Annotated in this window: 25 protein-coding genes, 1 tRNA gene and 1 pseudogene; 8 read left to right on the forward strand and 19 right to left on the reverse strand. The window is 67.0% G+C overall.

The features are described 5' to 3' along the window. Window positions 1-235: 235 nt before the first annotated feature. From BLS85_RS00210 to BLS85_RS00220, 4 genes are all read right to left on the reverse strand, one after another. Window positions 236-1,534, reverse strand: coding sequence for an NAD(P)/FAD-dependent oxidoreductase (locus BLS85_RS00210; protein WP_245699024.1), 1,299 nt, complete (start codon window positions 1,532-1,534; stop codon window positions 236-238). Between the two features lie 11 nt (window positions 1,535-1,545). Continuing rightward, window positions 1,546-2,166 carry a c-type cytochrome gene (locus BLS85_RS00215; RefSeq protein ID WP_092780378.1) on the reverse strand — a complete coding sequence of 207 codons (621 nt, stop codon included), beginning with the start codon at window positions 2,164-2,166 and terminating at the stop codon, window positions 1,546-1,548. Between the two features lie 201 nt (window positions 2,167-2,367). Continuing rightward, on the reverse strand, window positions 2,368-2,520 hold the full coding sequence (locus BLS85_RS18975) for a hypothetical protein (RefSeq protein ID WP_176793220.1): 153 nt from the start codon (window positions 2,518-2,520) through the stop codon (window positions 2,368-2,370). Beyond that, window positions 2,517-3,443: a helix-turn-helix domain-containing protein gene (locus BLS85_RS00220; protein ID WP_092780381.1), complete on the reverse strand. Its 927-nt coding sequence runs from the start codon at window positions 3,441-3,443 to the stop codon at window positions 2,517-2,519. Before BLS85_RS00220 ends, BLS85_RS18975 begins: the two co-directional genes overlap by 4 nt. Before the next feature lie 274 nt (window positions 3,444-3,717). Here BLS85_RS00220 and BLS85_RS00225 point away from each other — a divergent pair, with 274 nt between their 5' ends. Continuing rightward, a complete protein-coding gene (locus tag BLS85_RS00225; RefSeq protein ID WP_176793221.1) occupies window positions 3,718-4,479 on the forward strand; it encodes a LexA family transcriptional regulator in 762 nt (253 codons plus the stop codon). A gap of 50 nt (window positions 4,480-4,529) precedes the next feature. Here BLS85_RS00225 and trxA read toward each other — a convergent pair whose 3' ends face one another. From trxA to BLS85_RS00255, 6 genes are all read right to left on the reverse strand, one after another. Beyond that, window positions 4,530-4,844, reverse strand: a complete 315-nt coding sequence (trxA, locus tag BLS85_RS00230; protein ID WP_092780387.1) for a thioredoxin TrxA — start codon at window positions 4,842-4,844, stop codon at window positions 4,530-4,532. Window positions 4,845-4,948: 104 nt separating this feature from the next. Further along, the gene (locus BLS85_RS00235; protein ID WP_092780390.1) at window positions 4,949-5,554 is read right to left on the reverse strand and encodes a Smr/MutS family protein; all 606 of its coding nucleotides are present in this window, start codon (window positions 5,552-5,554) and stop codon (window positions 4,949-4,951) included. Further along, window positions 5,538-6,236: a LutC/YkgG family protein gene (locus BLS85_RS00240; protein ID WP_092780393.1), complete on the reverse strand. Its 699-nt coding sequence runs from the start codon at window positions 6,234-6,236 to the stop codon at window positions 5,538-5,540. The genes BLS85_RS00235 and BLS85_RS00240 overlap by 17 nt, the downstream gene beginning before the upstream one ends. A gap of 117 nt (window positions 6,237-6,353) precedes the next feature. Then, a complete protein-coding gene (locus BLS85_RS00245) occupies window positions 6,354-6,857 on the reverse strand; it encodes a hypothetical protein (protein ID WP_092780396.1) in 504 nt (167 codons plus the stop codon). Between the two features lie 40 nt (window positions 6,858-6,897). Further along, a complete protein-coding gene (locus BLS85_RS00250; protein WP_092780399.1) occupies window positions 6,898-8,319 on the reverse strand; it encodes a LutB/LldF family L-lactate oxidation iron-sulfur protein in 1,422 nt (473 codons plus the stop codon). A 28-nt stretch (window positions 8,320-8,347) separates the two neighbouring features. Continuing rightward, window positions 8,348-9,148, reverse strand: coding sequence for a (Fe-S)-binding protein (locus BLS85_RS00255; protein ID WP_092780402.1), 801 nt, complete (start codon window positions 9,146-9,148; stop codon window positions 8,348-8,350). 354 nt (window positions 9,149-9,502) lie between these two features. Between BLS85_RS00255 and BLS85_RS00260 the strand changes: the two genes are divergently transcribed. Then, a complete protein-coding gene (locus BLS85_RS00260) occupies window positions 9,503-11,080 on the forward strand; it encodes a sensor histidine kinase (protein WP_092780405.1) in 1,578 nt (525 codons plus the stop codon). A gap of 60 nt (window positions 11,081-11,140) precedes the next feature. Here the strand turns inward: BLS85_RS00260 and BLS85_RS00265 are convergent. From BLS85_RS00265 to secA, 5 genes are all read right to left on the reverse strand, one after another. Beyond that, window positions 11,141-11,225 (reverse strand) — tRNA-Leu (locus BLS85_RS00265). 106 nt (window positions 11,226-11,331) lie between these two features. After that, window positions 11,332-11,913, reverse strand: coding sequence for an NUDIX hydrolase (locus BLS85_RS00270; protein WP_425438453.1), 582 nt, complete (start codon window positions 11,911-11,913; stop codon window positions 11,332-11,334). Window positions 11,914-11,978: 65 nt separating this feature from the next. Next, window positions 11,979-12,209: a hypothetical protein gene (locus BLS85_RS18515; RefSeq protein WP_143027028.1), complete on the reverse strand. Its 231-nt coding sequence runs from the start codon at window positions 12,207-12,209 to the stop codon at window positions 11,979-11,981. Between the two features lie 72 nt (window positions 12,210-12,281). Beyond that, window positions 12,282-12,494, reverse strand: a complete 213-nt coding sequence (locus tag BLS85_RS18520) for a hypothetical protein (RefSeq protein WP_143027029.1) — start codon at window positions 12,492-12,494, stop codon at window positions 12,282-12,284. A 237-nt stretch (window positions 12,495-12,731) separates the two neighbouring features. Further along, window positions 12,732-15,467, reverse strand: a complete 2,736-nt coding sequence (secA, locus tag BLS85_RS00275) for a preprotein translocase subunit SecA (protein WP_092780411.1) — start codon at window positions 15,465-15,467, stop codon at window positions 12,732-12,734. 315 nt (window positions 15,468-15,782) lie between these two features. Here secA and BLS85_RS00280 point away from each other — a divergent pair, with 315 nt between their 5' ends. The 6 genes and pseudogenes from BLS85_RS00280 (at window position 15,783) to BLS85_RS00300 (ending at window position 21,545) form a co-directional block, all read left to right on the forward strand. Next, the gene (locus BLS85_RS00280; RefSeq protein WP_092780414.1) at window positions 15,783-16,643 is read left to right on the forward strand and encodes a peptidylprolyl isomerase; all 861 of its coding nucleotides are present in this window, start codon (window positions 15,783-15,785) and stop codon (window positions 16,641-16,643) included. A gap of 570 nt (window positions 16,644-17,213) precedes the next feature. Then, window positions 17,214-18,446 (forward strand): bifunctional glutamate N-acetyltransferase/amino-acid acetyltransferase ArgJ, encoded by a 1,233-nt coding sequence (gene argJ / locus BLS85_RS00285; protein WP_092780417.1) that lies wholly within the window; start codon window positions 17,214-17,216, stop codon window positions 18,444-18,446. Window positions 18,447-18,540: 94 nt separating this feature from the next. After that, window positions 18,541-18,945: pseudogene (locus tag BLS85_RS19755) on the forward strand (GNAT family N-acetyltransferase); the annotation flags it as partial. A gap of 84 nt (window positions 18,946-19,029) precedes the next feature. Then, window positions 19,030-19,473, forward strand: a complete 444-nt coding sequence (mutT, locus tag BLS85_RS19760) for an 8-oxo-dGTP diphosphatase MutT (protein ID WP_425438461.1) — start codon at window positions 19,030-19,032, stop codon at window positions 19,471-19,473. A gap of 135 nt (window positions 19,474-19,608) precedes the next feature. Next, entirely contained in the window at window positions 19,609-21,078 is a 1,470-nt protein-coding gene (gene amrB, locus BLS85_RS00295) for an AmmeMemoRadiSam system protein B (protein WP_092780423.1), read from the forward strand. Further along, window positions 21,075-21,545, forward strand: a complete 471-nt coding sequence (locus tag BLS85_RS00300) for a hypothetical protein (protein ID WP_092780426.1) — start codon at window positions 21,075-21,077, stop codon at window positions 21,543-21,545. The genes amrB and BLS85_RS00300 overlap by 4 nt, the downstream gene beginning before the upstream one ends. Before the next feature lie 97 nt (window positions 21,546-21,642). Here BLS85_RS00300 and BLS85_RS00305 read toward each other — a convergent pair whose 3' ends face one another. From BLS85_RS00305 to BLS85_RS00320, 4 genes are all read right to left on the reverse strand, one after another. Further along, the gene (locus tag BLS85_RS00305; protein WP_092780429.1) at window positions 21,643-22,323 is read right to left on the reverse strand and encodes a BON domain-containing protein; all 681 of its coding nucleotides are present in this window, start codon (window positions 22,321-22,323) and stop codon (window positions 21,643-21,645) included. After that, window positions 22,266-23,630 (reverse strand): TRAP transporter large permease, encoded by a 1,365-nt coding sequence (locus BLS85_RS00310; RefSeq protein WP_092780432.1) that lies wholly within the window; start codon window positions 23,628-23,630, stop codon window positions 22,266-22,268. The genes BLS85_RS00305 and BLS85_RS00310 overlap by 58 nt, the downstream gene beginning before the upstream one ends. A gap of 4 nt (window positions 23,631-23,634) precedes the next feature. Continuing rightward, a complete protein-coding gene (locus BLS85_RS00315) occupies window positions 23,635-24,306 on the reverse strand; it encodes a TRAP transporter small permease (RefSeq protein ID WP_092780434.1) in 672 nt (223 codons plus the stop codon). A gap of 135 nt (window positions 24,307-24,441) precedes the next feature. Further along, entirely contained in the window at window positions 24,442-25,458 is a 1,017-nt protein-coding gene (locus BLS85_RS00320) for a TRAP transporter substrate-binding protein (RefSeq protein WP_092780437.1), read from the reverse strand. Between the last annotated feature and the right edge of the window lie 39 nt (window positions 25,459-25,497).

The following is a 25,497-nucleotide window of genomic DNA, read 5'->3' on the forward strand; positions in this document are numbered from 1 at the left end:
CTGAACCTAAAACAATGGTCCGAATGCCGACGGCGGATGAGTCTGGACTCATCCGCCGTTTTGCACCGGCCCGCTTCCGCACCCGGTCATCGGACAACCATACACTGGTTCGGCTCGGGTAGGGGAGGGGGTCGGTCCTGAGCCATCACCGGTCGCCGTCGGAAACCGTGGGCACGGAGACTGAGGGGCGGGCATCATCCGCATGCCCACCCCTCGTCCGCATGGCGCCGGGAGATCAGCCCCAGCAGTCCGCCTTCATGTTCTCGAACCAGCTGTGCGCGTAGAACATTTCGCGCCGACGGGAGTCGGCCCCGGCGTCGATCGGCGAGACGCCTCCGGCGCCCTCGACCGGCACCAGCTTGTTCTCGAAGTCGTCGTAGTTGTAGACGGCGGCCACCGAGAAGCCATGCTCCGGGCCACCGATGGAGTAGCAGGCGTTCGCCAGCGTCGGCATCGGCGGTTCTTGACCCATGGACAGGGCCAGCGCGCTGGCGGCGGTGGCCTTGGCCTGGGAGTTGGCGCTGGCGCCGGACTTCGGCATGGCCGCCGCGATGGAGGCGTCGCCGAGCACATGAATGCCGGGAACGGCGAGGGACTCGAACGTGCCCTTGTTCACCGGCGCCCAGTCGCCGCCTTCAAGCAGGCCGGTGCTGCGGGCGATGGCGCCCGCGCTTTGCGGCGGGATGAGGTTGACGACATCGCCCTTGAAGGTGCCGGCCCCGGCGGTGGTGACCTCCATGGTCTCGGTGTTGACGCCGGTCACGGTGCCGCCGTCGGACTTGGAGACCCACTCGATCAGGCTGTTGTCGGTGCCGTAGCCGTAGAACATCTCCCAGGCCTGCGTGAACAGCGGCATCTTGGAGAACTTGTCCTTGGCGTCCAGGACCAGGACCTTGGACTTCGGCTTGTGCTGCTTGAGGTAGTTGGCGATCAGGCTGATGCGCTCGTAAGGGCCGGGCGGGCAGCGGAACGGATTGTCGGGCGGGGCGACAATGACCGTACCGCCGTCCTCCATGGCCTCCAACTGGCTGCGCAGCAGCGTGGTCTGCGGGCCGGCCTTCCAGGCGTGCGGCATGATCTCGGCCGCCTCGGCCGAATACCCCTCGACGGCGTCGTACTTGAAGTCGATGCCAGGCGCGACGATGCAGCGGTCGAACGCCACGCTTTCGCCGCCTTGGGTGGTGACGGTCTTGCCTTCCGGGTCGATGGCCGTGACCAGGTCGTGGATCACGGTGATCCCGTGGCCGCTCAGGCCGTCATAACCCACCTGGATGGTGGAGAAGTCGCGCAGGCCGCCCAACACTTCATTGCTCATGAAGCAGGTGGTGTAGGTTGGGTTGGCCTCGATTAGGGTGACCTCGGCGGCGGGCGCGTACCGCTTCAGGTACTTGGCGGCCGTGGCGCCGCCGGGACCGCCGCCGACGATGACGAATCGGGGTGCGGCGGCGCGAGCGATATGGGGCAGGCCGACCACGCCCACGGCGGTGGCGGCGGCGGTGGTGCGGAGAAATCCGCGACGGGTGGAATGCATCATGGTCGCGTCCCTCACTGCACGCTGGCGTAGTAGTTGAGGATCTTCTCGAAACCCTCTTCACCATGGTCGTCCATCAGTTCGCGGAACTTCCGCGCCTGACGGCGTTCCATCTCGCGCGCCTCGCTGAGGAAGTCGGCGACGGAGAACCGCATGTACTGGAGCTTCTGCCCGGCCAGGATACCCACGCCCTCGCCGTCGCGGCCCTCGTTCTCGTGGCACGATTCGCAATACTCAGCGGCCAGTTCCTTGCCTTCGGCCACCACGCTCTCGTCGATCCAGGGCTGCGGCGGGCGCTCGAACGGCTTGCCGCCGAAGTACGCCGCCAGGGCCTGGATCTGGTCCTCGGTGTAGCCGCGCGCGACCCGGCCCATGACCGTGGCGGGATTGGACCCGTCCTGGTAAGTGACCATCATATACGCGAACTGGTCTTCGGGCATGCCGGCGATGGACGGAATCGCCTCGCCGATACCGTTGCCGTCCGTGCCATGGCAGTAGGTGCAGGCGCCGGCCATCACCTCGACCGTCATGTCCTCGGTCTCATCGGCCTGAGCCAGGGCGGGCATTGCCGTGGCGGCGAACGCCACCACCAGGGTCGCCGCCCAACGGCGCGTCCCCTGCTGTCGTGCTCCCATCTCGTAACCTCCCCGATTGATTCATTGAGCGTTTGTTCCACCCTGACGTTCAACCGCAGGATGGTTGTTTCGTTTCCCGACAAAGACCGGGCGCGCAATAAGGTTTCAAGCTCATTGCGGATTGTCAACCCATTGAATGAGAAAATGCTAATTCGAAACGGTGGGCGCGATCAATCATGGAATGCGGAGCGAGAAATCAGGTTACCCGCCGATCAGGGCAGTGGCGAGGGCGAGCGCCTGCTCCAGGGGCAGCCGTCCCGTGGCCACGCCGACGCTCAGCGCGGCCAGGGCGGCGACGGCGACGATGGCGGCGGGCCAGGTCCAGGAGCGGCGGCGGTCGGGAAACGGGCTCATGGGATGCTCCATGCTGTACAGGGGGGGCAGGAGGCGGAATCGGGGCGGGTCTCATCCAGGCCCAGCGCCTTGATCACCGCGATGGCGCGTGGGGTACGGACGACGCGGGTTTCGGTGGGCGTGTTGGCGGGGCGACGTTGGGCGCGGTGTCGTTCAATCAGCCCCGCGCCCTGGAGTTCCTGGAGGATTTCCGACATCAGCAGCGGATCAACCCGGGCGCGGACCGACAGGTCCCGGGCGGTGCGCGGCGTGTCCTCCAGGGCCAGCAAGACCCGCCGGGCCATGGCGCTGACGGGCGCGACGCCGGTCAGGGGGCGGCCGCCCCGGACCTCGCCCGCATAGGCCGGCGGAACCTTTCGCCCGCGTCCGGCGGCGAGAAAGGCGGCGATCTGGGCGCGCTCATCGTCGGGCCGTTCGGAGTCGTTCGTGATCAGGTCGCGCCGCATGGGGCCGGGATCCGGCACCTCTGCGTCGGGTGAAGCGGACCGGACGGTCGGCGCGGCGGACGGTTCGGGAACCGGGGGAGACAGAGCCGCATCGGTGATGGCGCGCAGTCGGCGCAGGCGGTGGCGCACGCTGGATGGGGTTCGGCCCAGGCGGGTCGCCATGGTGGCCAGATCAAGGCCCTCGTCGGCGAGGCGCAGCAGGATGGCGTCCGAACCGTTGCCCCAGCCCTCGGCGTAGGCGGCGCCGGCACGGGCGTGACCGCTGGCGCGGGACCAATCGGTGCGGGCGCCGGTCTCCAGAAGAGTGATCCGTCGACGCTGTCCCTCGGACTCGACGGCGATGAGGCCGGCCTGTCGAAGTAGGGCGAGGTTCTTCCGTACCCCGTCCGGGCTGGCCAGGTTCAGGGCGTCCATGAGGGCGAAATTGCTGGGGCACGGGGCGCCGTCTTGGGCGGCCTCGATGAGCAGGCCCAGCATCGTTCGAGCCTGAACCGGAAGGGAGTGGCCTGGACGGGGTCGAATCGGTTCATCGTTGACTTGGATGACCGGGTTCGGTGGAAGAGAAGGCGGGCAATCGAACATCGGGGGGTGGTCCTCGCGTGGATCGTCGGGTGTCGCCTTGGGACCCGGACGGGATGCCAGGGCTTGGGTGGGGTGCGCGGTCGTTCATGAAATGTTCTCCTCTCAGGGTGCAAAATGTACCGCGTCGGTCAAGTGGAAACACCGAGCGTACCGTGGTACACTGGGCACCATGGACACGCCCGCTGACAGACTCAAACAGGCTCGCGCCGTCGCCGGCTTCAAGACCGCGACCGACGCCGCCCTTCGATTCGGCTGGAATGTCAATACTTACAAGAGCCATGAGAACGGGCAGCGCAACCTGCGGGTCGACAAGGTCGAGCAGTACGCGGCCGCGTTCGGCGTGCCGCCGGCGTGGCTGCAGTTCGGCGGCAGCCTGACGGGACAGGTTGATGGGGTGAGTGCGGTGCAGAATGTACCAGAGACAACGCTTGAGCCGAGTGCGTCTTCTCCATCGGGAGGGGGCGAGGACGGGGCGTCAGTTTCCTGCCGAGAGGATGATGTGGAGATCGGCGACTTGACCACGGACGGGCTGGTCGGGGACCGCGATTTTCCAGTGTACGGGTCAGCCCTGGGCGGGCCGGACGGGGAAATGATCGTCAGCTATGATCCCATCGAGTGGGCCCGGCGGCCGGGTCCCCTGATGGGCGTGAGGAACGGATTCGGCTTTTATATGATCGGGGAGAGCATGTCCCCGGCCTTCGAGCCCGGAGACATGATCCTGTGTCATCCCACGCGGCCTCCCCTGCCGGGGCAGGATGTTCTGGTCATCGTGCGCGCCGGAACCGGCGAGGCGGCGCTGGTCAAGCGTCTCTTGCGTCTGGACGAGCGCGGCGTGCGCCTGCGCCAGTTCAATCCGGCGCGTGAATTCGAGGTGCCCCGCGAGGATCTGGTCAGTGTGCATCTCGTGGTGGGCAAGTACAGCCGGCGGTAGGGGGGGCGCCGCCCTTCGGGCAAGCCACCCCTCCCGTGACCGCGCGCGGCTTAGATCACCGACTCCACCCACTCGAACAGCTTGCTCTTCGGAAGGGCGCCGATCTTGGTGGCGATCACCTGCCCGTCCTTGAAGACCATCAGCGTCGGAATGCCCCGAACGCCGTACTTGTTGGGCGTACCGGGGTTTTCGTCGATGTTGATCTTGGCGACCGTCACGCGCTCGCCCATGGACTGGTCCATTTCCTCCAGCGCGGGCGCGATCTGGCGGCAGGGGCCGCACCATTCGGCCCAGAAATCAACCAGAACCGGCGCGTCGGCCTTCAGAACGTCCTCTTCGAACGAGGAATCGGAAACGTGTTTCATGAAGCGTGTCCTTTGAAAGGAAGCGGGTCAGAACGGGCCTCCCGATGTTCGGGCGCCGATGTCGATCCAGTTGCGGCAAATCTAGGATCGCGACACGAGGAGCGTCAAGACGAGGAGGTGCGGCCCAGGGTTTGTGCGGAGTCGCGGCGGCGTCGCAGCAGCACGTACAGGGCGCCGTCGCCGCCGTCGCGGGCCTGGGCGGGCGCGGTGGACAGGACAATCCGCCGCACCCCGCCCTGTCCCAGCCAGAGGGGGACGTCGCGGCGCAGGACACCGCCGCCTTCGCGGCCCGTGCCTTTCCCGGTGACGACCAGAACACACCGCGCGCCGCGTTCGTGGGCGCGATGCAGGAACACCGTCAGGGCCTGATGGGCGCGCTCGCGGGTCATGCCGTGCAGGTCCAGACGTCCGTCGAGGGCCATCCGTCCGCGGCGGAACCGATCATAGGTGCGGCGGTCGATCCCCGCGCCGTCGTGGCGCGGGGAGTCGGGCCGTTCCCGTGGCGCGGTCGGAGCGGGGGACGCTGCGGGGGTGGGGCAGCGAGGCGGAGCGACCGCCCGGGGCACGGGCGGATCGGGCGGCGTTTCCGTCGAGGGATGATTGCCGGCAAGGGGAGTCGCGCTGCGCGTGATCTGCTGCCACAGGCGCAGATCCGAATCCGAGATCAGGCCCCTGCCGCGCCGGCTCCGATGGTCAGATCCCGCCGACATCCGCGTCGTCGTCGAGAAGGATCACATGCAACTGGCGGGGTCCATGGGCGCCGATCTGGATCGTCTGTTCGATGTCGCCGGTTCGGGACGGCCCCGTGATCAGGTGAACGGTGCGCGGAAGCATCCCGTCGGGACAGGATTGACGCAGCCGGTCCCAGCCGTCCTCCAGACCGCCGACGATGTCGGACGTTCTCACGACGATGACGTGGGTGTCGGACAGGACGTTCAGGCTGGACGGGCTGTCGGGGCCGGACGCCATGAGCAGCGTTCCCGTCTCGGCCAGTCCGGCCATGGCGTGGCCGACCGCGATGACATCGTCGCCGGACGGCGTGCCGCGTCGTTCCACGGTTAGGCGGTCGGAGGCCTCCACCGAATCAAGGCGCGGATCGGCCGCCACGGCCACCCGGCCCGATACTGCGCTTTCGCCGAGCACCGCGACCACGGCGTCAGCCATCCCGTCGGGCGCGGTGCGGGTCACGGCGGCCCCGGCGGTCTCGGCATTGGCGATGAAGCGGTTGACCAACTCCGAGCGGGTGCCACGGGCAATGGCCGGAACCACCTGGGCGGCCCGGCTCCTCAGGCGGTCGTCGACGGCATCGGTGGAAATGTCCTCGGGATCCGTCGGCCGTTTCAGGGCGGCGCGAATGCCGGCAAGAATGGTGTCGCGGGGCCTGCTGCTCACGGCGGCGGTCTCCTCAGGGTTCAGTGATCGGGATCAGGTGGCGTCCGGGCGGGCCAACCGTCCAGGATCACCCATCCCTCTTGGACCCAAGCCCTGTCGGCGCGCCGAACGGATCCGTTAGGTCGTTCTGTCGCCTGGTGGAGCGCTTCCCGGGCGTTCCCCCAACCCTGGCCCCAGTTCCTGACCGGATTGAAACCGCCGGGCGAACCCCCGCCAGTCGCCTCCGGGGGCCACGACGCCGATACGCGGGTTTTGCACCAGCGTGACCACCACGCCGCCGAAGGACCAGAGCACCTGCCAGTTGTGCGCATTTCTGAGCATGTTTTCAATGGTTCGCTTGCGCAGTCGATCCGCCACCCAGGGTCTGACCAGAAAAGCGTAGCCGAACATGGCGACCACCAGGGCGACCGTGCCGGCCACGAGATCGAACGGCATGATCGCCAGACTGCCAAGAATCAGCGTCACCAGCGGAACCACGTTTTCCCACGGGTCGAACACCGGCGATCCGGTTCTGTTGAGCCGGTTGAAATCCACATGAATGCGGATTCGATCCGCCATGTAGGCTTCGGTGAGACGTTCGTGGAGGCGATAATCCTGCGCCGCCCGGGAAGAACGCGCCATCGTATCTGATGATCCCGCAGTTGAGAGGACGATTTCGATCCTAGGGCTTTTTCTTGCGTTTGTAACGCGCCATGAAGGGCTCCCCGGGCTCGGGGGCGGGCAGATCGCGCACGCGCGTCCATTCCCCGGCCAGCGGCACCCGGCGCAGGCTGCCCCGGCGCCCTCCGAGGAAGCGTAAGGCCCGACCCGCGAGGGACGTGCCAAGCCGGTAGACGCCCGGATGGCGGGCCGCGAATGACCACGCGGTCATGATGCGGCGCGCGCTCTCCGGCGTCAACGAGCGGTGCACCTCTTCCTCCCGCCATTGGCGGAGCATGCGGGGCAGGGGGATCTTCATCGGGCAGACGGCCTCGCAACGGCCGCACAGGGTCGAGGCATTGGGCAGGCTGCCGGCATCCTCCAGAGAGGACAGGGCGGGCGTCAGGACGGACCCGATTGGGCCCGGATAGACCGAGCCGTAGGCATGGCCGCCGACGGCGCCATAAATCGGGCAGTGATTGATGCAGGCGGCGCAGCGGATGCAGCGCAGCACCTCACGGTACGGCGAGTCCAGAAGGGCGGAACGGCCGTTGTCCACCAGTACGACATGGAAATGCGCCGGGCCATCGGGATCGCCCTCGCGGCGCGGCCCCGTGGCCAGCGTGGTGTACGTGGCCATGGGTTGGCCGGTGGCCGACCGCGCCAACAGGCGCAGGACGGTCGCGGCGTCCTCCAGGGTTGGCACCACTTTGTCGATACTGGTCACGACGACGTGAACCCGGGGCAGGAGCTGGGTCAGATCGCCGTTGCCTTCGTTGGTGACGATGACGGTCGAGCCGGTCTCGGCGACCAGCATGTTGGCGCCGGTGATGCCCACATCGGCGGACAGGAAGCGCTCGCGCAAGACCGCGCGCGCCTCGTCCAGCAGGGCGCGCGGCTCGTCCAGCGGCCGATCGGCCGGCAATCCTGCGTGATGCTCGCGGAACAGGTCGGCCACTTCCGATTTCCGGACATGAATCGCGGGCGCGATGATGTGGCTGGGCTGTTCCTGGCGCAACTGGATGATGTACTCGCCCAGGTCCGTTTCAACCGACTCGATGTCATTCTTTTCGAGAAAGGCGTTCAGCTCGATTTCCTCGGTCACCATGGACTTGCCCTTGGTGACCAGTTTGGCGCCATGGGCGCGGCAGATGCCCAACACCGCGCGGCGGGCGGCCTCGGCGTCGGGCGCCCAATGGACGTGCCCGCCGCTTTCGATGACCTTGGCCTCGAACCGCTCCAGATAGTGATCGAGGTTCTCAAGAGTATGGTTTTTCATCGCCCGGCCGGCCTCGCGCAGGGCCTCGAACTCCGGCAGAGCGGCCACCGCCTCGCCGCGCCGGGCGCGGAAGCCGGTCTTCATGGTGGCCAGCGACTGGCGCAGGTTATCGTCCGTGACGGCCTTACGGGCGTTGTCCTTGAACTGGCGGCTGCTCACGTGCATGGGGGCGCCTTCCTTGGCCTGGGCGATGTCAGCGGTTTTCGGACGGCTCGCCGATGGCTGGGCCGTCGGTCATGCCGGCCAGCACCTCGGCGACGTGGCGGACCTGAACCGCGCTGCCGCGCCGCTTCAGCATGCCGGCGATGTTGAGCAGGCACCCCATGTCGCCGCCCAAGATCATGTCAGCGCCTGTGGCCTCGATGTTCTCGGCTTTGTCTGTGACCATGCGGCCCGAAATCTCCGGGTACTTCAGGGTGAACGAGCCGCCGAAGCCGCAACATTCCTCGGGCGCGGACAGCTCCTTGACGTCAAGGCCGGCGACCTTGGCCAGCAGCGCGCGGGGCTGGTCGTGGATGCCAAGCTCCCGCAGGCCGGAACAGGTGTCGTGATAGGTCACGGTGGCGTCCAGGCGAGCCTCGACGTCCGTCCATCCCAGAATATCCACCAGGAACGACGTCAGTTCATACGTCTTCTTGGACAGATGGCGCGCCCGCTTCACCATGTCCGGATCATGCTCCAGCAGGGCGGGATAGTGGTGGCGGATGTGGCTGGCGCAGGACCCCGACGGCGCCACCACATAGTCCACCAGTTCGGCCTCCAGGGCCTCCACCATGAACCACGCCTGATCGCGGGCGAGGTCGCGGTCTCCGTTGGTGAAGGCGGGCTGACCGCAGCATGTCTGGCGCGGCGGAACCGTCACCGTGCAGCCGGCCCGTTCCAGCAGGCGCAGGGCCGCGAACGCAGCCGTGGGGCGGAACAGATCGGCGAGACAGGTCACGAACAGGGCCACGGTGGGGCCGGCGGCGGCGGAGGACGGGGGCGGGGACGTCATGAACGGTCCTGCATTGTGGGACAGACGGAGAGAGCCCGCGACGGGGCGCCGACTCACGATCCTGTGTTGGTATCACCCCCGCGCGGTGGGGAAAAGGCTTCGGGGCGACGTTTTTTCAACCAAAACAAAAGACAATCGCGCAGATGTATTTTAAAATTGTAATAACTTATGCCAAATGGGAGGCTGCGGCCGTCGGCACCCGATGATACGATCACGGATTGGCCCGCGTCTTTCCCCGCTTCTATGGACGGGCAGAGGAGGCATCGCCGCATTGACCGCCAGTTCGTGCGGGGACTACCGCGGATGTGTTCGGGGTGGTTTCGCGCTCCGACAAGATTGTGAAAGATTGGACGCATGAAGGCGTCGTGGACAATCACCCATTGGTTGGCCGTCGTCGTGATCGTGGCGGTTCTGTGCTCTGAAGCGGCTGTTTTCTGGCTGGTCCGAACGCAGGAAGAGACGTCTGTCTTGGCCCTGGCGGAATCTCGCGCCCGGGCGACTTCCGAGCAAGTGTTCGAACATGTCTACACCACCATGCGCCATGGCCCGAGGCCCGGCGAGCTTGCGAGCATCGTCGAGCGTCTGAACGACAGGATGGAGGCCGCGAGCATCCGTCTGATTCGGGGTGTCACGGTCGAGGGGCAGTTCGGCGAGGCCCCAAGCTGGAACGGCGTGCGCGACAACGACCCCGAAGTCGCCCGTGCGTTCCGAACCGGGCGGGAACGGGTGATCCGCGATGGCGATGAACTCCGTTTCCTGCGTCCGTTGACGGTGGTGGAGGAATGCAAGGCCTGCCATGTCGGCGACATCGGCGAGACCATCAACGGGGTCATGGACATCCGCTTTGCGATGGATAGTCTCAAGGAACCGCTTGGGTTCGTGACGGGCACCGCCTTCATGGGGTTCCTCGGCGCCATGGTGATCATTTTTGCGGCGCTCTTCGTCACCGTGCGGTTTCTGGTGGTGCGCCCGATCCAGGCCCTGTCCGACGTCATGACGCAACTGGCCCATGCCGATCAGAAGGGCGGGCACCTTGAGACTCCTCGTTTCCAGGTGCGCGAGTTGGCCGGATTGAGGGAGGCCTTCAACACGCTGATGGATCAGGTCTCCGAGCAGAAGGCGGCTTTGGAAGATCGCGCCGACGAACTGGCGCGGGCCAAGGAGCGCGCGGAGCAGGCCCGCATTCAGGCCGACGCCGCCAATGTGGCGAAATCGGAGTTCCTGGCGTCGATGAGCCACGAGATCCGCACGCCGCTGAATGCCATTCTCGGGTTCTCGGAGGTGTTGAGCGAGGAGGTGTTCGGTCCCCTGGGGCAGCAGCGATACAAGACCTACGCCCGGGACATCCAAGACAGCGGTTGCCACCTGCGCGATCTGGTCAACGATCTGCTCGATCTGGCGCGGATCGAGTCCGGCCGCATGGAGTTGGAGCCGGCGGCGCTCGACACCCAGGCGGAAATCGCCGCCTGTGCCCACCTTTTCAGGGAACGGGCGAGCGAACGGACCCTGAAGCTCCACCGCAGCTGTCCCACGGATATTCCCGCCGTGACGGCTGATCAGCGGGCGCTGCGGCAGATATTGAACAATCTGCTGTCCAACGCCATCAAGTATACACCGCCGGGTGGCGAGGTCCGCGTCGGGGCCCGGGCGGGGGGCGGTGGCGTGGAGATCTACGTCTCCGACACCGGGATCGGCATCGGCAAGGACTATCAGGACCTTGTGTTTTCCGCTTACGGCCGGGTCATCAATGTTGAGACCCGGAAAATCGAGGGCACGGGTCTAGGCCTGTCACTGGTCAAGGCGCTGATGGATGAGCACGGCGGTACCGTCACCTTGGACAGCCGACCGGGCGAGGGGGCGACCTTCACGCTGTTCTTCCCGGACGATCCGGTGCCGAGGCTGGACGCCGCGACACCCCGGGAGCCGGCGTGACCGACGGCTGAGGCCCAGCGGGCGGCCGTCGATGCTTGTGTTGGGCCGATGATATGGAGGTGGTGCGGGCGGCCGGACTCGAACCGGCACGGGAAAGCCCAAGCGATTTTAAGTCGCTTGCGTCTACCAATTCCGCCACGCCCGCGTGATCCCCCCAGGCAGTGAGCCCGATGGTAGAGCGGCGCGCGCGACAACGCAAGGAAGCGAAACGGGAAGCTTGGAGCCTTTGGCATGCTCGCCCTTCAGGGTGGTCAGGGGCCGGCGGCATCCTCGGCGGGCACTCCCAGCGGCGCGAAGTCGGCGCGTCCGCGCATGGCGCGGTGCTGGCGTAACGCCCAGGCCACGTTGGGGTAGGCCAACTCACCCCACGGCAGATGCTCCCAATCCATCAAGGCCACCTCCAGGCTTTCCGGCCCCGCCGCGCAGTCGGGCGAGCGCATGTGTCCCCGGTAGATCAGATGCACCTGACTGATGTGCGACAGGTTGTACAGCGCCAGCAGGTCCGTCAGGGTGACCCGCGCGCGGGCCTCTTCCCAGACCTCGCGGGCCGCGCCCTCCTCGGAGCTTTCGCCCAGTTCCATGAACCCGCTGGGCAGGCACCACAGCCCCTCGCGTGGCGGAATGGCGCGGCGAACCATGAGGTAGCGCTCCTCCCACGTACAGACGGCGCCGACGATGATCTTGGGGTTGTCATAGCGGACGTAGCCGCATTCGGTGCAAACGAGCCGCTCGCGGTCGTCGCCCTCGGGGACCATCCGCACGGTTGGTCCCGCGCCCCGGCTGCCCCCGGGGACGGACGTGAAATAGGTCTTGTGGATGCGGTCAACGCTCACCCGACGGTCACCGATGCGATGGCCCGAACGGCCGGGGCCGTTCGTCGAGACCAGGAACCCGGCGCTTATACCACGATATCCAGGTACGTGCCACGCGGCGCGGTCGGATCCAGGTCCTGACCCTCGAAGCGGATCACCGGAGGGCGCTGGGAGTCCGTGGATTCGGCGGTGGACCGAGCCGGCGCCGCGCCGCCCTGGCCGCCGCCGGGGTTTTCGTCGACGGTGGGGACGGGGCGCACAGCCCCGCTTCGGATGGGCGGTGCCGATGATCCGGAAACGCCTGTGACTTCGGCCATGCTGTCCTCGGTTCGTCCTGTTCAGTCACAGGGCACGCTGCTGAGGTGGGGCGTCCGCCGATCCGGGACCGTTCAGACCAGGATGTCCACCGCGGCGCCCTTGCCCGCGCCGGCCGCCGGCGTGACCGCCTGGGACGGCGCCTGAGCCTGACCGCTGGCCTGTTCCAGCATCGCGACCACGGACTGTTCTGCGTCGGCGGAGATGCGCAACATGGCCGTCTGCGTGGACATCATATTGGCGGCCTGGGCGAGGAGTGTTCCTCCGGCAACGGACGCTATGCTCATCGTCCCGTCTCCTGATCCGGTGTCCTGTGCTTCGGGAACCGACTGGACTCCCGGCGTGGTTGCCGTTCCGACCGACAAGAGTCCATCGTCGCTCACACTATCAGACGATGCGCAGGGACGCAAGACCAAGCCGGACGATCGTCAATGCGACGGCTAATGATGGCAAGACTATAGTAAATTGCAGACAATTTTATTGGTGCTATAACACGGCACGAAATCGGTGGCGTCGCGCCGACATCAGGCCACGTTGCCGTGGCAGTGTTTGTACTTCTTGCCGGAGCCGCAGGGGCAGGGCTCGTTGCGGCCGACCTTGCCCCAGGTTGAAGGGTCATTGGGGTCGCGGGATTTAGGGTCCACATGGCTGACGGCGGGTTCCGCCGCGCGCAATCCTTCCCCTTCCGGCGCGCCGCCGCCGACGGCCGGTTCCGGTTTGTCGTGATGGGCCTGCATGCGCGTCGGCGCGGATCGCGGCACCAGGGCGTCCTCGGGCGGGGCTTCGCGGATCTCGACGTGGGAGACGTACTGCGTGACGCGCTCGCGTAGGGTCTCCAACATGGCCTCGAACAAGGCGAAGGCTTCCTGCTTGTACTCGTTCAGGGGGTCGCGCTGGCCATAGGCGCGCAGGGAAATGCCCTGGCGCAGGTGGTCCAGTTGCAACAGGTGTTCCTTCCAGATCTGGTCGAGCAGTTGCAGCAGGATACTCTTCTCGACCATGCGCAGGGTCTCGGGGCCGAACCGCGCGGCCTTCTGGGCCATGGCCTGTTCGGCGGCCTGAAGAATGCGCTCCTCGATCTCCGCTTCGGCGATGCCTTCCTCGTCGCGCCAGTCCTCGCACGGCAGGTCCAGGGCGAGCAGACGCATACAGTCATCATGCAGTCCGGCCATGTCCCATTCGTCGGGCATGGCCTTGGGCGGCATGTGCCGGGGCACCATGCCCTCCACGACCTCGCGGCGCATGTCGGAGATGGTCTCGCGGACATCCGACGCGTTCATCAGGTCGCGGCGCTGCTCATAGATCACCTTGCGCTGGTCGTTCATGACGTCGTCGAAGCGCAGCAGGTTCTTACGGATGTCGAAGTTGCGCGCCTCGACCTTCTGCTGGGCTTTCTCAAGCGCCTTGTTGATCCAGGGGTGCTCGATGGCCTCGCCTTCCTCCAGGCCGAGGCGGCGCAGCATGCCGTCCATGCGGTCGGTGCCGAAGATGCGCATCAGGTCGTCTTCCAGGGACAGGAAGAACTGCGACGCGCCGGGGTCGCCCTGGCGGCCGGACCGGCCGCGCAACTGGTTGTCGATGCGCCGGCTTTCGTGACGCTCGGTGCCGATGACCATCAGGCCGCCGGCCTTGAGCGCCTGCGTCCGGCGCGCCGCCACCTCGTCGCGGATGGCCTGGATGCGCTGGTCCCGGGCCTCGCCCTCCAGGTCGGCGGGGACCTCGTGGGCAAGGCGCATGTCCAGGTTGCCGCCGAGCTGGATGTCCGTGCCGCGCCCGGCCATGTTGGTGGCGATCGTCACCGCGCCGGGCACGCCGGCGTCGGCGATGATCAGGGCTTCCTGCTCGTGGTGACGGGCGTTCAAAACGTTGGGCTTGACGCCCCTGGTCTTTCGCAGCATCTGGGCGATGAATTCGGATTTCTCGATGGAGACCGTGCCGACCAGAACCGGCTGGCCGTTCTTCTGGCAGTCCTCGATCAGGCTGACGATGGCGTCGTACTTCTCCCGCGCCGTGCGGTAGACCTGATCGTCCAAATCCTGGCGGACCATCGGCCTGTTGGTGGGCAGGTCCACCACCTCCAGGCTGTAGATTTCGGCGAACTCCCCGGCCTCCGTCATCGCCGTGCCGGTCATGCCGGCCAGCTTGGGATACAGGCGGAAGAAGTTCTGGAAGGTGATCGAGGCCAGCGTCTGGTTCTCGTTCTGGACCGTCACACTCTCCTTGGCCTCCAGCGCCTGATGCAGGCCCTCGGAGTAGCGCCGGCCCTCCATGGCGCGACCGGTGAACTCGTCGATGATGACGATCTTGCCGTCCTTGACCATGTAGTGCACGTCGCGCTCGAACAGGGTGTGGGCGCGCAGGGCCTGGTTCAGGTGGTGCACCAGCGAGACGTTGGACAGGTCATACAGGTTGCCGGACGAGATCAGCCCCATCTCCTGGAGAAGCTGTTCGGCGTATTCCGTGCCCTCCTCGGTCAGGTTGACCGAGCGCTGCTTCTCGTCCTTCTCATAATGCTCCTCGGTCAGGCGGGGGATCAGCTTGTCCACCTTGGCGTAAAGGTCGGTGCTGTCCTCCGCCATGCCGGAGATGATGAGTGGTGTGCGCGCCTCGTCGATGAGAATGCTGTCCACTTCGTCGACGATGGCGAAGCTGAAATCCCGCTGGACCATGTCCTCCAGACGGAACTTCATGTTGTCGCGCAGATAGTCGAAGCCGAGTTCGTTGTTGGTGCCATAGGTCACGTCGCGGGCGTACTGCTCACGGCGTTCGGCGTCGGTCAGGCCATGGGTGATGCAGCCGACCGTCAGGCCGAGAAAGGTGTAGACTTGGCCCATCCACGCGGCGTCGCGCTGGGCCAGATAGTCGTTGACGGTCACCACATGAACGCCTCGGCCGTTCAGCGCGTTCAGGTACACGGCCAGCGTGGAGACCAGCGTCTTGCCCTCACCGGTCTTCATCTCGGCGATCTTGCCCTGATGCAGCACCATGCCGCCCATGAGCTGGACGTCGTAGTGGCGCTGGCCCAGGGTGCGCTTGGCGCCCTCGCGGACGGTGGCGAACGCCTCGATCAGCAGATCGTCGAGCGTCTCGCCCTGGTCCAGGCGCTGGCGGAACCACGCCGTTCGCTCCCTCAGGGCGTCGTCGGAGAGGGCTTCCAGCTCCGGCTCCAGATCGTTGATGGCGGCGACGGTCTTCCCGAGCCCCTTGATGTAGCGATCGTTGGCGGTACCGAACACTTTTCGGGCAATGACGCCGAACATGGATGAAGTCCTTCGGGAGCGGAGAGGCGAGGAGAAGAGAAACGACGAAGACACCGCGCGGCACGGGGCCGTCCCCGGGCGGGGGCGGAAGACCGGGAAGACATAGAGAGCGGGGCCGGGGCTGTCAACGCGGCGCCGGGTTGCCCGATTTCAGCCTCGAAACGGCCCGGAAGGGCCTCCAGAACAGACCCGGGGCGCCCGATCCGCCCGTGCTCAGGCTGTTGACGCCGGGGCTGGGAGCGGTCAGGGTGCCGCCCATCGCGTTCAACGGCAGTGCCGTTCCCACCGATTCGTTTGCATTGAGGACATCACGACATGGCTCGCTCCTTCTCTCGTGCCCTGGCATTCGCGGCCGGCGTGTCTCTCGCCGCGCTTGCTGCGCCCGCGTTCGCCCAGTCCGGTTCCGAGATCGACCCCAACACCGTGGTCGCCCGCGTCAACGGCTTCGAGATCACCATGGAACAGGTCGAGCGTATGCGCGCGCGCGATCCGCAGCTTATGCAGGTGCCACTGCCGATGCTGTACGAGTCCATCCTCAATCATCTGATTGAGGGCCAGTTGATCGCGGACAAGGCCAAGGCCGAGGGCTTCGCCGATCACCCCGACGTGGCGGAGCGCCTGAACGCCGTGCGCGACGAGATCGTCCGTAGCGTCTATCTGACCAAGATGGTGGAGGACGCCGCCACCGAGGAGGCGATCCAGGCCCGCTACGAGGCGTTCAAGGCCGAGCATCCGCCGGAGGAAGAGGTCAAGGCCTCCCATATCTTGGTGGAGACCGAGGAAGAGGCCCGCGCTCTCATCGAGCAGCTTGAGGACGGCGCCGACTTCGCCGAGCTGGCCAAGGCCGAGTCGACGGGCCCGTCGGCGCCGAACGGTGGCGATCTGGGCTACTTCCGGCGCAACGGCCAGATGGTCGAGCCGTTCGCCGCCGCCGCCTTCGACCTGGAGGCCGGCGCCTTCACCACCGAGCCGGTGCAGACCCAGTTCGGCTGGCACGTCATCACCGTGACCGACCGCCGCATGGCCGAACAGCCCAGCCTGGAGCAGGTGCGCAATCAGCTCACCACCGAAATCGCCCAGGACACCATCGAGTCGCTGGTCGAGGACCTGCGCGCCGAGGCCGAGATCGAAACTACGCCCATCGAGGACGTGGTGCCGAAGGCTGAAGCCGAGTAGGCCTTGTCCTCGACTCCCTACGCTGCGGTGCCGATTTGGTCCACAGGGTTTTTCTGGAGTTCGTCATTGCGAGGAGCGTAGCCCAAATCAAGAATCGGGGCAATCCAGAGCGAATGAATGCTGTCCTACGCCCTGGATTGCTTCGCCCTCGTCTTGCGACGTGGGTTCGCAATGACGGGTCATTGTGTCGCCGGGCCTGAGACTCCGATCTTGCAGCAAGACACCTGTGGATACCATAGGGCCTGCTGCGCGGCGCGGTTCCCTCCGGGGCCGCGCCGCCGGTCTTTCAGCCCGATGTCGACACGTGTCCTGTAATGACTGCGAATCTCCGTGTGGAACGGGATGGAGCGCGGCCCCTTCCGTAAACGTCTGGCGGGTGACATAAGCGCAAACCGGACTCCCTCCCCTGGATAGGGGAGGGTTGGGGTGGGGTTGATGCGGCAAGCGGGATCCGCGCGGAAATCAACTCGCCCCCCACCCAACCTCCCCCCGAAGGGGGGAGGAGTCCGGGAAGCGCTGTCCGAGCCTACTGTCCTTCAGCAAAAAGACAAAACGAGACGACCAGCGACCATGACCACCCCCGTCTCCCCCCTCGCGCCCGCCGTCATCATCGAACCCACGCCCATCCCAGGCGTCCGCCTCGCCACCCGCGCCTGCGGCGTGCGCTACCAGCAGCGTACCGACGTGCTGTTGGCGCTGTTCGACCCCGGCACCACCGTGGCCGGGGTGCTGACCCAATCGGCCACCCGCTCGGCGCCGGTCGAGAGGTGCGCCAGCGGTCTGCGGGGCGGGTCCGCCCGCGCCCTGGTGGTCAACTCGGGCAACGCCAACGCCTTCACCGGCCTGCGGGGGGTGTCGTCGGTGGAAAACATCACCGTCGCCGCCGCCGCCGTGGCCGGGTGCGAACCGGAGGAGGTGTTCGTCTCCTCCACCGGCACCATCGGCGAATTTCTGCCCGACGAGCGCATCACCGGGCCGCTGCCGGACATGGCCGCCGACGCCCGCCCCGACGCCTGGGGCGCGGCGGCGCGGGCCATCATGACCACCGACACCTACCCGAAGACCGCCACGGCCGAGACCGAGATCGGCGGCGTGCCCGTGCGCCTGTCGGGGATCGCCAAGGGCTCGGGCATGATCGCGCCGGACATGGCGACCATGCTGGCCTATGTGGCGACGGACGCGGCGCTGCCCGCCGCCGTGCTGGACGCGCTGTTGCGGCCGGCGGCCGATGCCTCGTTCAACAGCATCACGGTGGACGGCGACACCTCGACGTCCGACACCCTGCTCCTGTTCGCCACCGGCAAGGCCGCCCATCCGGCCGTCACGTCCGCCGACGACCCGGCTCTGGCCCCGTTCCGCGCGGCGTTGAACGGGCTGTTGCTGGACCTCGCCCATCAGGTGGTGCGGGACGGGGAGGGCGCCACCCGGTTCGTGGAAATCCGTGTTTGCGGCGCCGAGACCGCCCGCGCGGCGCGGCGCATCGGGCTGGCCATCGGCAACTCGCCCCTGGTCAAGACGGCCATCGCCGGGGCCGACGCCAATTGGGGCCGCATCGTCATGGCGGTGGGCAAGGCCGGGGAGAAGGCCGACCGCGACCGCCTCGCCATCCGCATCGGCGGCTTCCAGGTCTGCGAGGCCGGGCTGGCCGTGCCGGGCTACGACGAAACGCCCGTGGCGGCGCACATGAAGGGCCGTGAGATCCTCATCGAGGTGGACGTGGGCATCGGCGGCGGTGCGGCCACCGTCTGGACCTGCGACCTGACGCATGGATATATCGACATCAATGCCGATTACCGAAGCTGACGCCTCTGCCCTGGATCCGGACACGGCGCGCGCCCTGGCCGCGCGGCTGGCCGAGGGCGGCTGCGAGGCCGCCTTGCCGCTGGTGACCGACCGCATGATCCTGCGTCCGCCGGTGGCCGAGGACGCTTCGGTCCTCGCCGATCTGGCCGGGGCGTGGTCGGTGGCCCGCTACACCGGGCGGATTCCCCATCCCTATGGGTTGGAGGACGCGTACGCCTGGATCAGTCTGGAAGCTGGTCTCCGCGCCGAGGGCACGGCCGTTTCGCTGCTGATGACCGACCGCACCACCGGGACCGTGATGGGCGCGGTCGGCCTGAACTGGAACGGCAGCTGGCCGGCCGCCGAACTGGGCTACTGGATCGGCGAGCCCTATCGGGGACGCGGACTGGCGGCCGAGGCCGCCCGGGCCATGCTGACGCTGGCGTTCGAACCCCTGGACCTGGCCGAGGTGTTCGCCAGCGCGCAACCCGAGAACACGGCCTCGCTGTGGGTCCTGGACAAGTTGGGCATCCGTCCGGACGGCCGCCGGATGCGGGTGAACGCGGTGGCGCGCGGCGAGGTCTGGGATCACGAGCGCCGGTCCATCGACCGCGCCGCGTGGGAGGCCGACCGGGCCAAACGCGCTCGGTTGGTGCTGGTGGTGGCCGCCGCCCTGGTGGACCGGGACGGCCGCGTGCTGCTGACCCGCCGGCCCGAGGGCAAGCCGATGGCCGGCCTGTGGGAGTTCCCCGGCGGCAAGGTCCATGAGGGAGAGACGCCGGAACGCGCCCTGATCCGCGAGCTTCACGAGGAACTGGGCCTGGATGTCCGGCACGCCTGTCTGGCGCCGCTGACGTTTGCGTCGCATGCCTACCCCGACTTTCATCTGCTGATGCCGCTGTTCGTGCTGCGCTCGTGGCACGGGCGGCCGACCCCGCGCGAGGGCCAGGACATCGCCTGGGTGCGGGCGGCGCGGCTGCGCGATTACCCCATGCCGCCGGCCGATCCACCGCTGATCCCCGCCCTTCAGGACTTGCTGCTGGTGTGATGTCAACCGACATCCGGAATGATCCGCCCAGCCAAAACGAGACCTGCGGCGCGCGGCCGGGATCGTTTGGGCTTCGCGCGTTGGGCGGCTATACTGACCGTTCTGGCAGACCCGACAGCAGGGAGGGGCCGAACCATGCCTGTCGCCGCCGCTGCGTCCGCTCCGTCCGGCGCTGTGCGTCCGCCGGCCATCGCCGGTACGTTCTACACCGGCGACGCCGCCAGTCTGCGCCGCGAGGTGAGCGCGTACCTGGAGGAGGGCCGCGCCGCGCGCCCCACGGACGCACCCGTGCCCAAGGCGATCATCGCGCCCCATGCCGGGCACGTCTACTCCGGCGCCGTGGCCGCGCGCGCCTATGCCCGCCTGGAGCCGGCACGCGATCGCATCCGCCGCGTGGTGATGATCGGGCCGGCGCACCGGGCGCCGGTCAGGGGGATCGCGCTGTCGGGCGCCGCCGTGTGGCGCACGCCGCTGGGCGACGTGCCCATTGACCACGCCTGGGCGCGCGCGCGTCTGGCCGGGATTGAGGGCGTGGGCGTGGCGGACGCGCCCCATGCTCAGGAACACTGCCTGGAAGTTCATCTGCCGTTTCTTCAGGCCACGCTGGGAGAGTTCTCCCTGGTGCCGATGCTGGTCGGCCGCGCCGCGCCGGAGCAGGTCGCCCCGGTCCTGCGCGCCCTGTGGGGCGGGCCGGAGACGGCCGTCATCATCAGTTCCGATCTCAGCCATTTCCTGGATGATGCGACCTGCCGGACCACCGACGCCGGCACCGCCGCCGCCATCGAGGCCCTGAACCCGAACGCGATCGGCCCGCACGAGGCCTGCGGTTTCGCCGCCATCAACGGCCTGTTGTCGCTGGCGCGGCGCAGCGGCATCCGGGTGGAGCGGCTGGATATCCGCAATTCCGGCGACACCGCTGGATCGCGGGACCGGGTGGTGGGCTACGGCGCCTGGGCGTTTTTCGAGTCCGAGGAAGCGGGCGCCAATGACGATCCCATCGCCGCCACCGCCGCCCTGGTCGAGGCGCACGGCCCGGCGCTTGTACGTCTGGCGGCGACTGGCCTGGAGCACGGGGTGCACCACGGCGGGCCGCCCGGCCCCCTCGACCTGTCCGCGAGTCCGCCGGCCCTTTGTGCGCCGGGGGCGGCCTTCGTCACCCTGACCCATCGCCTGACCGACAGACTGCGCGGCTGCATCGGCTCGGTGGAGGCGCACCGGCCACTGGCCCAGGATGTCCACGGTCACGGCTACGACGCGGGCTTCCGCGATTCCCGCTTTCCTCTGGTGGCGGAGCGGGAGTTGCCCGACCTGCGCGTCTCCGTGTCGGTGCTGACGCCGTCGGTGCCGTTGCCGTTCGCCGACCGGGACGATCTGCTGAGCAGGATGCGGCCCGGCGTCGACGGCCTGATCCTGGAGGACCGGGGCCGGCGCGGTCTGTTCCTGCCTCAGGTTTGGGAGCAGGTGCCGGAGCCCGAGACGTTCCTCGCCCACCTGCTGCGCAAGGCCGCCCTGCCGGAGACGCACTGGTCCGGGACGGTGCGCGTGCAACGGTTCGAAACCCGGGGCGTGAAGGGCACGCCCTGGGCGCCGGGGGAGACGCCATGATCCCCGAGGAACGCAGCGGACCGCCCCTGTGGCAGGTGATCGTGGGCACGATCGTGGCCCTGGGGGGCTCGGCGGCGCTCGTCGTCTGGCTCGACAGCGTGTCGGTCAAGACCGCCGATTCCTATGCGGGGCAGGGCACGGTCGATGCGGAGGGCTGGACCGCCGAACTGCCGGAGCAGTTCGCGGGCACCTACGTGTCGGGCGGCGATTGCGACAGCGACAGCGCGCCCCTGATCATCATGTCCAACGGCGGCTACCGGTGGCGGGACGGACCGACCAACTGGGGCTACGCGCGCGGCCGCTACAAATACGACAGTCCGGCCACCAACCGCGTGTTCTTTCGCGTGAACGCCCTGAACAACCCGCACGACGGCAATCCGGATTATGTCATCACGATTTCCGGCCCGGAATTGGACAAGTACAACCTGAGGGCAGGCACATCTCAGTCCTACGAAAGATGTGAGTAGCGGGCGATGACGACGCCCACGCTCTGGGTCCTCGGGGGGCCGGACGGCGGTGGGCAAGACGACCTATGCACTCGCGCACCTGCGCCGGGTCGCTGTCCTACAGAAGCGGGGCGTTTCCGCCGGGCGCGGTCTCGGGTTCCCCCTTCACCCTGACATGCGTCACCACGGTGCGCACGCCGCGCATATCGCGGGCGTAAGAGATGGCGCGCTCCAGGGTCTCCCGGTCCTGGGCGACACCGAACAGATAGGCCGTGCCGTTGACCACCTCGACGGTGTAGTTGATCGACCGGATACGACGGTCGAGCAGCAGGCGCGTCAGCAACTTCCGGGCGATGATGTCATCGGCGGCCTCGTCGACCAGGGTGGAGGTGTCGTCGACCTCGATCTCGTTAAGGACGGCGCGCACGCCCTCCGCCTGCCACGCCAGCCGCACGGCGTCCAGGCGGGCCTGGGGCGTGGGCGCCGCGCCGGTCAGCAGCACGCGGCCCTCGCGTACCGCCAGATCGACGCGACGGTACATATCGAAATCGTGCTCCAGCCAGAGCGTGTTGATCTCGGTCTGGATGGCCGCGTCGGAGACGGCGCCCTCCAGGCCGCGTTCCTCCGACGCCGCCGTGGCCACCGTGGCCCCGGCGCCGATGGCGATGCCGGTCGGGCTGCAGGCCGCCACAAGGGCAGCGGCCAGCAGCACCGTGACAGCAACCGTGCGGCGGACGCGGGCTACTGCGTAATCAGTTCCGGTCCCATCAACGCGGTGGGCAGGGCGGTCGACAGCCATGGCACGTAGGTCACCAGGATGAGGAAGACGAACAGAATGCCCAGGAACGGCAACGCCGCCCTGACCACATCGAGCATGGGCATGCGCGCCACCCCCGACGTCACGAACAGGTTGAGTCCCACCGGAGGGGTGATCATGCCGATTTCCATGTTCACCACCATGATGATGCCCAGGTGGATGGGGTCGATGCCCAGTTCGATGGCGATGGGAAACACCAGCGGGGCGACGATCACGATCAGGCCCGACGGCTCCATGAATTGGCCGCCGATCAGCAGGATGATGTTGACGATGATCAGGAACATGATCGGCCCCAGGCCGGCGCTCAGCATGGCCTCGGCGATCATCTGGGGAATGCGTTCCTCGGTCAGCACATGCTTCAGGATCAGCGCATTGGCGATGATGAACATCAGCATGATGGTCAGCTTGCCGGCCTCATAGAGGGCGTGCTGGGTATCCTTGTGCCACAGCACGCTGAGGGCCTTCCACGGGATCAGGTGTTTCGGACCCAGGCCGTGGGTGAACGGCCCCATGTCCCGGTAGATGAAGTTGGCGATCAGGAACGCGTAGACGGCGGCGACGGCGGCCGCCTCGGTGGGGGTGAAGACACCGCCATAGATGCCGCCCAGGATGATGACGATCAGGAACAGGCCCCAGGCTGCGTCGCGGGCGGAGGCCACGACTTCCCACCAGCCGGCCCAGTTCTGCGCCGGCAGGTTGCGGATGCGGGCGATGATATAGATGCCGATCATCAGCATGAGGCCGGCGATCAATCCCGGGATCACCCCGGCCAGGAACATGCGGCCGACGGAGACATCCACAGACGCGGCGTAGACCACCATCACGATGGACGGCGGGATCAGGATGCCCAACGTGCCGGCGTTCGCGATGACGCCGGCGGCGAAGTCACGCGTATACCCCACTTGGCGCATGCCGGCGATGACGATGGTTCCGATGGCCACCACGGTCGCCGGTGACGAGCCCGACAGCGCCGCGAACAGCATGCAGGCGAACACGCCGGCCATGGCCAGCCCACCCTTGAAGTGGCCGACGCAGGCGATGGCGAAGCGGATGATGCGCCGGGCCACGCCGCCGGTGGACATGAAGGCCGACGCCAGAATGAAGAACGGGATGGCGAGAAGCGTGTAATGGCCATCGAAGGCGGAAAAAAGGGTCTGGGCGATGGAGCCCAGCGAGGCTTCGGAATAGACCAGCAGGAAGATGGTGCTGGACAGGCCGAGCGACACGGCGATCGGCACGCCGATGAGCATGAAGCCGATCACCATCACGAACAGAAGGACGACGGACATGGCCTCAGCCCTCCCTGTCGCGGCTTGGGGACGGCGGGGCATTCGTTTCGCTGTCGCCGGTCTCGAGGGCCATCTGTGCCGCCATGTCTTCGGTCTCGGCCTCGTGACTGGCGATCAGCATGTGTCGGCGGTCGGTCATGATTTCCCAGCCCGCCTGGAGGAAGCGCAGCGTCAGCAGAAATAGACCGAGGGGGAGTACCGCGTAGGGAATGAATCGCGGCATTTTTTCGTACTCTTCCCCATAATTGAACAGGTCGGCCATCAGGCCGGGGAAGAAAAACATCGGAATATCGTTAACCTCGTACCAGGATTGCTTAGTGGCAAACGGCCACCAGTACTGAAACGCGCCGATCAACAACAGGATGCTGAAGGTCAAGCACAGCCCTACCGTCAGCAGAATCATGGCTTTCCGCAAGCCGGCGGGCAGGAGGTTCAGGATCAGGTCGACCCCGATGTGGGCCGAGATCTTAACGCCGTGCGAGGCGCCCAGCAGCACCAGCCAAGCGAACAGGAAGACCGTGGTCTCCAGCGCCCAGAGGACGTTCGAGTTAAAAACGTAGCGCGCCACCACGTTCGCGAAGGTCACCAACGTCATCAGACCGAGCACGGTGGCGATGCCAACCCGCTCGATGGTGTCGATGAGGCTGGTCGGCCGATCCGCCGCCGTTCCCTGCATGGCCGCGTCCTCCCCTTGGTCGGGGACGATTCGAGGGTCCCCTTCATTTTGCATCGCAGCACATCGTTCCGCCCAACGTGACAGTGGCCCGGCTGTCGGGCCAGGCCACCGGTTGTCACGGACGTCGGGTGTTGCTTACTCGGCGTCGTTCGTCGCCACGGCGGCGTCGAGCAGATCCTGTCCGATGTCATCCACGAACTGCTCCCACACAGGCTTCATGGCCTCGACCCACTGGGCACGTTGCTCGGGGGTCAGCGTGCGCACGGTGCCGCCGGCTTCGACGATCAGGTCCTTGTTGCGCTGGTTGACCGCATAGGACTCGGCGTTACGGGTCTCGGTGACTTCCTGAAGGATGGTCAGAAACTGGTCACGCACCTCGGGCTCCAGACTGTCCAGCCACTCGGTGGAGGTCACGACCAGATAATCGAGAATGCCGTGGTTGGTTTCGGTGATGCCGTCCTGCACCTCGAAGAACTTCTGACCGTAGATATTGGACCAGGTGTTTTCCTGGCCGTCCACGACGCCCTGCTGCAGCGCGCCGTACACCTCGGAGAAGGCCATCTTCTGCGGGTTGGCGCCCAGGGCCTCGAACTGCGCCTGGAGCACGTCGGATTGCTGGATGCGGAACTTCAGCCCCTTGGCGTCCTCGGGGACCAGCAGCGGCCGGTTGGCAGACATCTGCTTCATGCCGTTGTGCCAGAAAGCGAGGCCCTGAAGACCCCGGCGCTGCATCGAATCCAGCATCGCCTGACCGTGCTCGGACGTCTGGAAGCGGTTGACGGCGTTGATATCCTCGAACACGAACGGCAGGTCAAACAGGCGGAACTGCTTGGTGAACTTCTCGAACTTCGACAGCGAGGGCGCGGCGAGCTGGACGTCACCGGCCAGCATGGCCTCCAGCACCTTGTCGTCATTGTACAGGGTCGAGTTCGGGTAGACCTCCATACAGGCCGTGCCGTCCATTTCGGCGTTCACCCGCTCCGCCAACAGCGACGCGGCGATGCCCTTGGGGTGCTTGTCGGTGTTGGTGACGTGGCTGAACTTGATGACGATCTCGCCATCGTCGCAGGCCGCCGAGGCGACGGCCGGGGCGGTCAGGGCTAAGCCCAGGGCGACGCCGGCGGTGGCCAGGGTGGTGGCGAACTGTTTCATGAGGTTGTCCCTCCCTCGGGTTTCTATGTCTCGGGCGTT

This window comes from Rhodospira trueperi (assembly GCF_900101965.1).
Taxonomy (GTDB): Bacteria; Pseudomonadota; Alphaproteobacteria; order Rhodospirillales; family Rhodospirillaceae; genus Rhodospira; species Rhodospira trueperi.